This window comes from Mycobacterium sp. IS-1590 (assembly GCF_001500025.1).
GTDB lineage: Bacteria > Actinomycetota > Actinomycetes > Mycobacteriales > Mycobacteriaceae > Mycobacterium.
In genome coordinates, this window is sequence record NZ_LQIW01000004.1 from 72,467 (window position 1) to 84,267 (window position 11,801).

Genomic DNA, 11,801 nt, shown 5'->3' on the forward strand with positions numbered 1-11,801 from the left:
GCGTGCAGCAACCGCTCCGCGTACCGCCGAAGGTTCCTGCACGGGTCGTCGTGCTGGCGTCGGGGACCGGGTCGCTGCTGAAGTCGCTGTTGGACGCCACCGCGGGCGAATACCCCGCATCGATCGTCGCCGTGGGCGTGGACCGCGACTGCGCGGCCGTCGACATCGCCGCGGCCGCCTCGGTTCCGTCGTTCACCGTGCGGCTGCGCGACTATCCGGACCGCGAGGCGTGGGACGCTGCGATCACCGAAGCCACCGCGGCGTACGAGCCCGACCTCATCGTCTCGGCTGGTTTCATGAAAATCCTTGGACCGCACTTCCTCTCGCGATTCATGGGCCACATCATCAACACACATCCGGCGCTGTTGCCCGCCTTTCCCGGTGCGCATGCGGTCGCCGATGCGCTGGCGTACGGCGTCAAGGTGACCGGTTGCAGCGTGCACCTGGTCGACGCGGGAACCGACACGGGGCCGGTGCTGGCCCAGGAGGCGGTACCCATCCTCGACGACGACGACGAGGCGACACTGCACGAGCGGATCAAAGTCGTCGAACGGCGACTTCTGGCCGAAGTACTGGCCGCGGTGGCTGTCCGCGGTGTGACCTGGACGGGACGAAAGGCGATATTGGGATGACCGAGGGCAAGCGGCCGATCAGGCGGGCGCTGATCAGCGTCTACGACAAGACCGGCCTCGCCGGGTTGGCCCGCGGGCTGCACGAGGCCGGGGTCAGCATCGTCTCCACCGGATCGACCGCGAAAACCATTGCCGCGGCTGGTGTTCCGGTGACACCCGTGGAGGAGGTCACCGGCTTCCCCGAGGTGCTCGACGGTCGGGTCAAGACCCTGCACCCGCGTGTGCACGCCGGACTGCTCGCCGATCAGCGCAAGCCCGAACACGTCTCGGCGCTGGCTGATCTCGGTGTCGAGGCCTTCGAACTCGTCGTGGTCAACCTGTACCCCTTCGCCGAGACCGTGGCCTCCGGCGCGAGCATCGACGAATGCGTCGAGCAGATCGACATCGGCGGTCCGTCGATGGTTCGGGCCGCGGCGAAGAACCACCCCAGCGTCGCGGTGGTGGTCGACCCGCTGGGCTATGATGGCGTGCTCGCCGCGGTGCGCTCCGGCGGGTTCACGCTTGCCGAACGAAAGATCCTGGCGTCTCTGGCATTTCGGCACACAGCCGAATACGACGTCGCCGTCGCCTCCTGGATGGGCGCCGTGCTCGCACCCGAGGAGCCGGCTCAGAAGCTGCCCGCGTGGGTGGGTGGCACGTGGCGGCGCAGCGCCGTGCTGCGCTACGGCGAGAACCCCCATCAGCAGGCCGCCCTCTACCGCGACGACGCCGGGTGGCCGGGCCTGGCGCAGGCCGAGCAGTTGCACGGCAAGGAAATGTCCTACAACAACTACACAGACGCCGACGCCGCTTGGCGGGCGGCCTTCGACCACCCCGAGATCTGTGTGGCGATCATCAAGCACGCCAACCCGTGCGGCATCGCGATCTCGTCGCAGTCCGTGGCCGACGCGCACCGCAAGGCCCACGAATGCGATCCGCTTTCGGCGTTCGGCGGTGTGATCGCGGCCAACACCGCGGTGTCGGTCGAGATGGCCGAGACCGTCGCCGACATCTTCACCGAGGTGATCATCGCGCCCGCCTACGAAGCCGGCGCGGTGGAAGTCCTCACCCGTAAGAAGAACATCCGGGTGCTGGTGGCGTCCGAACCGCAGCCGGGGGGCACGGAGTTTCGCCAGGTCAGCGGCGGCCTGCTGGTGCAGCAGCGCGACGAGTTCACCGCTGGCGGCGACGACTCGCTCAATTGGACGCTGGCCACCGGCGAGCCCGCCGATCCGGCGACCTTGGCGGACCTGAAGTTCGCGTGGCGGGTGTGCCGAGCGGTCAAATCGAACGCGATCGTCGTCGCCGCGGACGGCGCCACCGTCGGCGTAGGCATGGGCCAGGTGAACCGCGTCGACGCGGCCCGGCTCGCGGTGCAGCGGGCCGGTGACCGGGTGCGCGGGGCGGTCGCCGCCTCAGACGCGTTCTTCCCGTTCCCCGACGGTCTTGAGGTGCTGACCGAAGGCGGCGTGAAGGCGATCGTCCACCCGGGCGGTTCGGTGCGCGACGAGCAGGTCACCGAAGCCGCTGCCAGAGCGGGCATCTCGCTCTACCTCACCGGTGCGCGTCACTTCGCGCACTGATGTGTGGTTGATCCCCGCCGAAGACGGCCGGAGGTGGCTTAAGTTGCACACCATGGTCACTGCGTCACGTGCCGCCGGCGCCCTGCTGCTGGCGACGGTTCTGCTGGTCTCGTGCACGCGGACCGTCGACGACGCACGCGCCGTCGCGGGTGACGACCTGTCCGCAGCTGGCGATTCCGGCGGACTGGGCTCGTCGCAGTGCGAGGTCGTCGACGACCCTCTGACGACGATCCCGGCGAAGAACGACAACGAGCCGGTGATGAGGATCCCCACGCCGCCGGGCTGGGTGCGGACCACGATGATGGATTCGGAGCTGATCCGCTTCGCCATGCGCAACGACGACCTGACCGCGCAGGGCTTCACGCCGAACGTCGTGGTGACGCTCGAGAGCGCGCCGGGTGCGCAGGACGCGGGCCTGATATTCACCAACATGCGTGACGCACTCGAGTCGGGCATCGGCGCCACGGCTGTGCGCGAGACCGAGCGCTCGCTGTGTGGGGAGCCCGCCAGGACGTTCAACTACCAGATGCCCGCGATGGGTAACGTCGCGCCGCACCCGGCCGTCGCCCTCGGCGCGGTCATGCGCACCCAGAACCGGACTTTCGCGGTCAGCGTGACTGTCCAGACCCTGGTCCCAGAAGACCCGACGTATCAGCGCGACAGCGAGACGATCCTCGACGGGTTCCAGCTTCTGCCGCCGTCGGCGGGCTGAGTCGACGCGGGCGAGCGTCCCGAAATGTGACGGAATGACGTCGTCGACGAGCGGGGGACACGCATCGTCGCGATACAGGTCGTAGCTTGGAGTGGTGACTCAACCCCAAGATCTACCCCGCACCGTCGGCGAGCTGAGGGCCTCGGGCCATCGCGAGCGGGGCGTCAAACAAGAAATCCGGGACAACCTGCTGGCCGCGCTGGCGCAGGGGCGTGACGCGTGGCCGGGCATCCTCGGCTTCGAGGACACCGTCATTCCGCAGCTGGAGCGGGCGCTGATCGCCGGCCACGACGTGGTGCTGCTCGGCGAACGCGGTCAGGGCAAGACGCGACTGCTGCGCGCGCTGACGGGTCTGCTCGACGAGTGGACCCCGGTGATCGCGGGTTCGGAACTGGCCGAGCACCCTTATGACCCGATCACCCCCGAGTCCATCCGACGCGCCGCGGACTCGGGCGACGACCTGCCGATCGCATGGCGGCACCGCAGCGAGCGCTACACCGAGAAGCTGGCCACCCCCGACACCAGCGTGGCCGATCTGGTCGGCGACATCGACCCGATCAAAGTGGCCGAGGGCCGTAGCCTCGGCGACCCGGAGACCATCGCCTACGGCCTGATCCCCAGGGCGCACCGGGGCATCGTCGCGATCAACGAGCTGCCCGACCTCGCCGAGCGCATCCAGGTCTCGATGCTCAACGTGATGGAGGAGCGCGATATCCAGGTCCGCGGCTACACGTTGCGGTTGCCGCTCGACGTCCTCGTGGTCGCCAGCGCCAACCCGGAGGACTACACCAACCGCGGCCGGATCATCACCCCGCTCAAGGACCGGTTCGGCGCCGAGATCCGAACGCACTACCCGCTGGAACTCGACGCCGAGGTCGGCGTCATCACCCAGGAGGCACACCTGGCCGCCGAGGTGCCCGAGTACCTGATCCAGGTGCTCGCGCGGTTCGCCCGCTACCTTCGCGAGTCGCGGTCGATCGACCAGCGCTCGGGGGTTTCGGCGCGCTTCGCGATCGCCGCGGCCGAGACCGTCGCCGCGGCGGCGCGCCATCGGTCGGCGGTGCTCGGTGAGCAGGAGCCCGTGGCCCGGGTGGTCGACCTGGGCACGGTCATCGACGTGCTGCGCGGCAAGCTCGAGTTCGAGTCCGGCGAGGAGGGGCGCGAGCAGGCGGTGCTCGAGCACCTGCTGCGGCGAGCCACCGCGGACACCGCGCAGCGGCTGCTCGGCGGCATCGACGTCGGACCGCTGGTGGTCGCGATCGAAAACGGTTCCGCGGTCACGACAGGGGAGCGGGTGTCGGCGCGCGATGTGCTGGCCGCGGTACCCGAGGTGCCTGCGATCGCCGAAATCCAGAAGCGGCTCGAGGCGAAGACCGACGGACAGCGCGCCGCAGCGGTCGAGTTGGCGCTCGAGGCACTGTATCTGGCCAAGCGGATCGACAAGGTCTCGGACGAGGGCGAAACGACGTATGGCTAGACACGTCCCGCCGAGGTGGCGCGGCACCAAATGTGAATCTGGCGACGGAAATAGCCGGAAAACGTCGTCAGATTCACACGCGAGGCGACTTGGAGTGTGGGGGCATGGCTAGACACGTCTCACGGTATTCGCGATACACCGGCGGGCCCGACCCGCTGGCTCCTCCGATCGACCTGCGCGAGGCGCTCGAGCAGATCGGTCAGGACGTGATGGAGGGCAGCTCGCCGCGGCGGGCGCTGTCGGAGATGCTGCGGCGCGGCACCAAGAGCATGCGCGGCGCCGACAAACTCGCCGCCGAGGCCAACCGTCGTCGCCGGGAGTTGCTGGCTCGCAACAACCTCGACGGCACGCTGGCGGAGATCAAGAAGCTCCTCGACGAGGCGGTGCTCGCCGAGCGCAAGGAACTGGCGCGTGCGCTGGACGACGACGCACGGTTCAACGAGATGCGCATCGAGTCGCTTCCGCCCTCGCCCGCCAAGGCCGTCCAGGAGTTGTCGGACTACGACTGGCGAAGCCCCGAGGGGCGCGAAAAGTACGAACAGATCAAGGATCTGCTCGGCCGCGAGATGCTCGACCAGCGATTCGCGGGCATGAAGCAGGCGCTGGAGAACGCCACCGACGAGGACCGGCAGCGGGTCAACGAGATGCTCGACGACCTCAACGACCTGCTGGACAAGCACGCCAGGGGCGAGGACTCCCAGGAGGACTTCGACGACTTCATGAACAAGCACGGCGAGTTCTTCCCGGAGAACCCGCGCAACGTCGACGAACTGCTGGACTCGCTGGCCCAGCGCGCAGCGGCCGCCCAGCGGTTCCGCAACAGTCTGAGCGCCGAGCAGCGCGCCGAACTGGATGCGTTGGCGCAACAGGCATTCGGCTCACCGTCGCTGATGAACGCACTGAACCGCCTCGACTCCCATCTGCAGGCGGCCCGGCCCGGGGAGGATTGGAGCGGATCGTCGAACTTCTCCGGGGACAATCCGCTGGGCATGGGCGAGGGCGCTCAGGCGATGGCCGACATCGCCGAACTGGAGCAGTTGGCCGAGGCGCTGTCGCAGAGTTATGCCGGTGCGACGATGGAGGACGTCGACCTCGACATGTTGGCCCGCCAGCTGGGGGAGGACGCCGCCGTCGACGCGCGCACGCTCGCCGAGCTGGAACGGGCGCTGATGGATCAGGGATTCCTGGACCGCGGGTCCGACGGCCAATGGCGGTTGTCGCCCAAGGCGATGCGCCAGCTCGGCCAGACGGCACTGCGTGATGTGGCGCAACAGCTTTCGGGTCGGCACGGTGAGCGTGACACCCGCAGGGCCGGCGCTGCGGGCGAGCTGACCGGCGCGACGCGCCCGTGGTCCTTCGGTGACACCGAGCCGTGGAACGTGACGCGCACCCTCACCAACGCGGTGCTGCGCCGGGCCGGGAGTCCGGCGTCGAGCCCGAGCTCACCCATACAGATCACGGTCGAGGACGTCGAGATCTCCGAGACCGAGACGCGCACCCAGGCGGCGGTGGCGCTTCTGGTCGACACCTCATTCTCCATGGTGATGGAGAACCGGTGGCTGCCGATGAAGCGCACCGCGCTGGCGCTCAACCATCTTGTCAGCACGCGCTTCCGGTCGGACGCGTTGCAGATCATCGCCTTCGGGCGCTATGCCCGGACCGTGACGGCCGCCGAGCTCACCGGCCTGGAGGGCGTGTACGAGCAGGGCACCAACCTGCACCATGCACTCGCGCTGGCCGGACGGCATCTGCGTCGTCATCCCAATGCCCAGCCGGTGGTGCTCGTCGTCACCGACGGGGAGCCGACCGCGCACCTCGAACATCACCCCCGCGACGAGGGCGGGCCGGCAGTGTTCTTTGATTACCCGCCGCATCCACGGACGATCGCGCACACGGTCAAGGGCTTCGACGAGGTCGCCGCGCTCGGCGCGCAGGTGACGATCTTCCGGTTGGGCAACGATCCGGGGCTGGCGCGGTTCATCGACCAGGTCGCGCGGCGGGTGGAGGGCCGCGTGGTGGTGCCCGACCTGGACGGGCTGGGCGCCGCGGTCGTCGGGGACTATCTTCGGTCTCGCCGACGTCGCTGAACGCCGGTGGGCATCAGGAGGCCTTGCGCTTCTTGCGCTTGACCCCGACACGGCCCCACAGGGAGAAGCCGCGGATGCACACGCACGGCGCGCCCGGCGAGCCCTCACCCTCGACGGACCGGTCGAAGGTGCCCATCACACCGACGCCGCGCAGGTCGACGTTGACCTCCGGCGGCACCAGGATCGTCTGCCCGCCGAAGATCGAGTACGAGTGGATCTCCACCTCCGGTGAGGTGAAGTCGGCATACCGCAAATCCACCACTCCGCCGCCGAAGAGGGCGAACGTGGTCATCCGCCTGGGCACGTTCCAGCGGCCGCGACGCTCGAAGCCGCTCATGATCGCCAGCAGCATCGTCGACGGCGCAGGCCGGCACGGGCCGCCGCTGCGGCCCCGGGTGATCGCGCCGGGCAGATCAGCCGACAAACGGTCCAGCTCGTCATACGTCTGCGCGGCATATGCCCTGGTCAGACGGTCCTCATACTCGTTGAGTTGAAGTCGGCCCTGGGCGGCGGCATCAGTGAGCAGCTGTGCCACCTGAATTCGATCGGTGTCAGCAGCACGCATCGAACCGCTCCGCGACGCTGGATTGCTCATCGGATACGAGCGTACGACGAACCGTGGCACATGCAAGTAAGTAGGCCAAACTGTGCCCTGACTCGCTGGGGCGAAGAATCTAGACAGGCGAACTTATTGTCGGGACGCGAGAAAATCGGCGAACCCGACCGAGCCCACCGGGTTCTGCGGAACCAGGTTCGCCCCCGCTCTGAGCTCCCCTCCGATCCGTCCCGGAACGGGTAGCGCGAGCGCTCGGCGTCGGCTCCCCGATGCCTCCAGGTACAGGCGTGCCAGGTCCGTATGGGTGTGCACCGCCGGACCGCCGATGTCGGGCGCTCGCCCGACGGGTGCGGCGTCGGCCAGTTCGACCAGCCGTGCTGCGACGTCGGCGGTGTCGATCGGTTGGAAGCGCACTCCGCGGAAGGCCCACAGCACCGGGGAGTACCGCTGCAGCGTGAAGATCGTGCGGATCAGGTCGTGGAACTGCGTCGCGCGCAGCACCGTGTGACCGACGCCGGACGCTTCGAGGACCTGTTCGGCGCGCAGCTTCGTGCGGTAGTACGGCAGCGGGATCCGGTCGATGCCGACGATCGACACGTGCACGATGTGCGCGACGCCGGCCCGGCGAGCCGATGCGACGAGGGTGCGCATCGCGGTGACGTCCTTGTCGCCGAGCGGTTGTGTCGCGCAGTTGACCACGACCTCGACGCCGTCGACCGCCGCGTCCAGGCCTGCCCCCGTCAGCAAGTCGGCCTGGGCCCAGTGCACGCCGGTGTATCCGACATGGCTTCTGCGGCTCAGCGCCCGAACGTCGTGGCCCGCGTCGATCGCCTCCGGCACGACGCGGTGGCCCAATGTGCCCGTTGCCCCGGTGACGAGAACCGTACGTGACATCACCCGACCACCCACCTCGGCTGGCGCTTCTCGAGGAAAGCGAGCATGCCTTCGCGGGCCTCCTCGGAGACGAACAACTCGGCGCTCTGCGCGGTGAGCTCCTCGGCATGCCGATCGAAGGATTCCACGATGGGCGCCGTGACCAACGCCTTCGAAGTCGCCAACCCCTGCGGCGACGCCTTGCCGATCGCGGCGGTCAGCTCGGCGACGGTGGCGTCGACATCGTCGGAGGCGAGCGTGATCAGCCCCATCTCGGCCGCCTCGGCGGCGTCGAACTTCTCCCCGGTGACGAAGTAGCGGTTCGCCGCGCGGCTGGTCATCCTGGGAAGCAGGGTCAGCGAGATGATCGATGGGGCGACGCCGATGCGGGCCTCGGTCAGCGCGAACGTGCTCTGGCGGCCGGCCACCACGATGTCGCAGGCGCCGACCAGCCCGAGCCCGCCGGCGCGGACGTGCCCGTCGATCGCGCCGACAACGGGGACCGGCAGCTCGAGGATTCGGCGCAGCAGCCGGGTCATCTCGCGGGCGCGGTCGACGGCAAGCTCACTCGGGTCGCGCCCCGCCGCCTCGCTGAGATCGGCTCCCGCGCAGAATGTTCCGCCGGTGTGACCGAGCACGACCACCCGCACGCCGGGGTCGGTGACGGCGTCGGTGAAGCCCTGGTGCAGTTGTTCGACCAGGGCGGTCGACAGTGCGTTGCGATTGGCGGGGGAGTCGAGCGTCAGCCGGGCCACCGGCCCGTCAACCGCGTACCCGACCAGTGCGCTCATGACCGGCACCCCATCAGTAGGAACGGGGCAGCCCGAGGCAGGTCTGCGCGACGAAGTTGAGGATCATCTCCCGGCTGACCGGGGCGATGCGGGCGAGCTTCGAGGCTGTCACCGCGGCGGCGATGCCGTACTCCTTGGTCAACCCGTTGCCGCCCATCGACTGCACCGCCTGATCGACCGCGCGCACCGAGGCCTCGCCCGCGGCGTACTTGGCCATGTTCGCCGCCTCGGCGGCTCCGACGTCGTCTCCTGCGTCGTAGAGCGACGCGGCCTTCTGCATCATCAGCTTCGCCAGTTCGATCTCGATGTGGTTCTGCGCCAACGGATGTGACAATCCCTGGTGGGCACCGATCGGCGTCTTCCAGACTTGGCGGGTTTTGACGTAGTCGACAGCCTTGTTGATCGCGAACCGGCCCATGCCGACCGCGCTCGCGGCACCCATGATGCGCTCGGGGTTCAAACCGGCGAACAGCTGCGCGATCGCGGCATCTTCGGAGCCGACCAGTGCGTCGGCGGGCAGCCGAACCTCGTCGAGGAAGAGCTGGAACTGGTTCTCCGGGCTGACCAGCTCCATCTCGATCTTGGTCGCGCTCAGACCTTTTGTGTCGGTGGGCACGATGAACAGCGCGGGTTTGAGGTTCCCGGTCTTGTGGTCTTCCGTGCGGCCGACGACAAGTACCGCCTGGGCCTGATCGACGCCGGAGATGTACACCTTCTGTCCGGACAGGACCCAGTCGCCGCCGTCACGACGCGCGGTCGTCGTGATGCGGTGGCTGTTGGAGCCGGCGTCGGGTTCGGTGATCGCGAAGGCCATCGTGATGGAACCGTCCGCGATGCCCGGCAGCCAGCGTTTCTTCTGGTCGTCGGTGCCGAACTTGGCGATGATGGTGCCGTTGATCGCGGGCGAGACCACCATCAGCAACAGGGGGCATCCCGCCGCCGACATCTCCTCCATCACGATGGACAGCTCATACATGCCGGCGCCGCCGCCGCCGTACTCCTCGGGCAGGTTGACCCCGATGAATCCGAGTTTGCCTGCCTGCGACCACAACTCATCGGTGTGCTGATCGGCGCGTGCCTTCTCCAGGTAATAGTCCTGGCCGAAGTCGGCAGCCATCGCGGCGACCGACTTGCGCAACGCCTGCTGTTCCTCGGTCTCGACGAAACTGCTCACTGTTCTCCTTCGGATCGGGCGACGACCCGGGCGATGACGAAGCCGACATCGACTTGTTGGCCGGGTTCGACGTTGAGTTCGGCGAGCACACCGTCGCTGGGTGCGGTGACGGTGTGCTCCATCTTCATGGCTTCCAACCACACCAACGGTTGACCGGCGGTGACGGTGTCGCCGACCGCGGCGCCGACGCGCAGCACCGAGCCGGGCATCGGCGCCAACAGAGAGCCGTGTGCGACTGCGTCGTCGGGGTCCCCGAACCGGGGCTTGGCGACGAGATGCACCGGACCCCATGGTGAATCGACGAACACATCCTGGCCGTAACGTGCCACCTCGAACGGGCGGTCCACACTTGCCACGGTCAATACGACTTGCGTCGGTGAGGCCGAAAGGAGCGATACGCCGTCAAGGTCGGGCAACTCCAGACCCGAGCGGGTGAAGCGGTAGCGGACCTCATGTTCGGCTCCGCGGGTGTCGGCGTACCGCTTGATCTGGTGGCCCGACGCCAGATTGCGCCAACCGCTCGGGGCTGCCGCGAATGCCTTGGCCACGCCGCGGTTCTGGGCCGCATCGGCCAGGGCGGCGGCCACCGCCGACAGCGTCACCGTGCGGCTGTCGGTGAGCGGTGAGGACAACACCTCCAAGCCGTGGGTGTCGAAGAACGCGGTGTCGGTGGCACCGTCGCGGAACGCCGGATGCCGCAGCACGTTGACGAGCAGGTCGCGGTTGGTGCGCACCCCGTGGATGCGGCTGCGGGCCAACGCGTCGGCGAGGACGGTGGCCGCCCGGCGGCGGCTGGGCGCATACGAGATCACCTTGGCCAGCATCGGGTCGTAGAAGATCGACACCACCGAACCGTCGATGACCCCGGAGTCCACCCGGACGTTGGCGGGCACCTCGAACCGGTGCACGGTGCCGGCCTGCGGCTGCCAGCCCTTCGCCGGATCCTCGGCGTAGAGGCGGGCCTCGATCGCGTGGCCCCGCGAGGGCGGTGGTTCGGCCTCGAGCCTGCCGCCCTCGGCGACAAGCAGTTGCAGCTCAACCAGATCCAGGCCGGTGGTCTCCTCGGTGACGGGGTGTTCGACCTGCAGCCGGGTGTTCATCTCGAGGAAGTAGAAGTCGCCGGACGCATCGGCCATGAACTCGACGGTGCCCGCTCCGGTGTAGCCGATCGCGGTCGCGGCCAGCCGCGCGGCATCGAAGAGCTTGGCGCGCATGCCCGGGGTGCGCTCGACGAGCGGCGAGGGCGCCTCTTCGATGATCTTCTGGTGGCGTCGCTGGATCGAGCACTCCCGTTCGCCGACCGCCCAGACGGTGCCGTGTTCGTCGGCGAGCACCTGGACCTCGACATGGTGGCCGCCACCCAGATAGCGCTCGCAGAACACCGTGGGGTCGCCGAATGCGGAGGCCGCCTCCCGGCGCGCGGCTTCGACCTGGCTGCGCAACTCCGACAGCTCGCGCACCACGCGCATGCCGCGGCCGCCGCCGCCCGCCGAGGCCTTGATCAGCACGGGCAGTTGGTCGGCGGTCACGCTGTCGGGCTGCAGCTCGTCGAGTACCGGCACGCCCGCGGCCGCCATCATCTTCTTCGCCTCGATCTTGCTGCCCATCGCGGCCACCGCCGTGGGTGGTGGTCCGATCCATGTCAGCCCCGCCTCGCCTACCGCGCGTGCGAAATCGGCGTTCTCCGAAAGGAATCCGTATCCCGGGTGAACGGCGTCGGCACCCGCAGCTCGAGCCGCGGCGATCAATTGATCGGCGTCGAGGTATCCGGTGCGACCGTCCAGGCGCACCCGCGCATCGGCCTCGCCGACATGCGGGGAGTGCTCGTCGGGGTCGGTGTAGACCGCGACGGTTCCGATTCCGAGGTTGCGGCACGTCGCGAACACCCGACGCGCGATCTCGCCGCGGTTGGCGACCAGGACTCGAGTGATCATCAC

Annotated in this window: 10 protein-coding genes; 5 read left to right on the forward strand and 5 right to left on the reverse strand. The window is 68.6% G+C overall.

Going from position 1 to position 11,801, the window contains the following annotated elements; genetic code table 11:
• Window positions 1-2 precede the first annotated feature (2 nt).
• From purN to AU197_RS05260, 5 genes are all read left to right on the forward strand, one after another.
• A complete protein-coding gene (gene purN, locus AU197_RS05240) occupies window positions 3-632 on the forward strand; it encodes a phosphoribosylglycinamide formyltransferase (RefSeq protein WP_064401468.1) in 630 nt (209 codons plus the stop codon).
• Window positions 629-2,194 (forward strand): bifunctional phosphoribosylaminoimidazolecarboxamide formyltransferase/IMP cyclohydrolase, encoded by a 1,566-nt coding sequence (gene purH / locus AU197_RS05245; protein WP_064401469.1) that lies wholly within the window; start codon window positions 629-631, stop codon window positions 2,192-2,194. The genes purN and purH overlap by 4 nt, the downstream gene beginning before the upstream one ends.
• 52 nt (window positions 2,195-2,246) lie before the next feature.
• On the forward strand, window positions 2,247-2,906 hold the full coding sequence (locus tag AU197_RS05250; protein WP_064401556.1) for a hypothetical protein: 660 nt from the start codon (window positions 2,247-2,249) through the stop codon (window positions 2,904-2,906).
• A gap of 94 nt (window positions 2,907-3,000) precedes the next feature.
• Window positions 3,001-4,383, forward strand: a complete 1,383-nt coding sequence (locus tag AU197_RS05255) for a sigma 54-interacting transcriptional regulator (protein WP_064401557.1) — start codon at window positions 3,001-3,003, stop codon at window positions 4,381-4,383.
• Window positions 4,384-4,487: 104 nt separating this feature from the next.
• Window positions 4,488-6,470: a VWA domain-containing protein gene (locus tag AU197_RS05260; protein ID WP_064401470.1), complete on the forward strand. Its 1,983-nt coding sequence runs from the start codon at window positions 4,488-4,490 to the stop codon at window positions 6,468-6,470.
• Window positions 6,471-6,483: 13 nt separating this feature from the next.
• Here AU197_RS05260 and AU197_RS05265 read toward each other — a convergent pair whose 3' ends face one another.
• From AU197_RS05265 to AU197_RS05285, 5 genes are all read right to left on the reverse strand, one after another.
• Complete coding sequence (locus AU197_RS05265; protein WP_064401471.1) at window positions 6,484-7,065, reverse strand: DUF1707 SHOCT-like domain-containing protein; 582 nt, start codon at window positions 7,063-7,065, stop codon at window positions 6,484-6,486.
• A 93-nt stretch (window positions 7,066-7,158) separates the two neighbouring features.
• Window positions 7,159-7,920: an SDR family oxidoreductase gene (locus AU197_RS05270; protein WP_064401558.1), complete on the reverse strand. Its 762-nt coding sequence runs from the start codon at window positions 7,918-7,920 to the stop codon at window positions 7,159-7,161.
• Window positions 7,920-8,690 (reverse strand): enoyl-CoA hydratase family protein, encoded by a 771-nt coding sequence (locus AU197_RS05275; protein ID WP_064401559.1) that lies wholly within the window; start codon window positions 8,688-8,690, stop codon window positions 7,920-7,922. The genes AU197_RS05270 and AU197_RS05275 overlap by 1 nt, the downstream gene beginning before the upstream one ends.
• A gap of 13 nt (window positions 8,691-8,703) precedes the next feature.
• The gene (locus AU197_RS05280; RefSeq protein ID WP_197415465.1) at window positions 8,704-9,879 is read right to left on the reverse strand and encodes an acyl-CoA dehydrogenase family protein; all 1,176 of its coding nucleotides are present in this window, start codon (window positions 9,877-9,879) and stop codon (window positions 8,704-8,706) included.
• Complete coding sequence (locus AU197_RS05285) at window positions 9,861-11,798, reverse strand: acetyl/propionyl/methylcrotonyl-CoA carboxylase subunit alpha (RefSeq protein WP_064401560.1); 1,938 nt, start codon at window positions 11,796-11,798, stop codon at window positions 9,861-9,863. Before AU197_RS05285 ends, AU197_RS05280 begins: the two co-directional genes overlap by 19 nt.
• Window positions 11,799-11,801 lie beyond the last annotated feature (3 nt).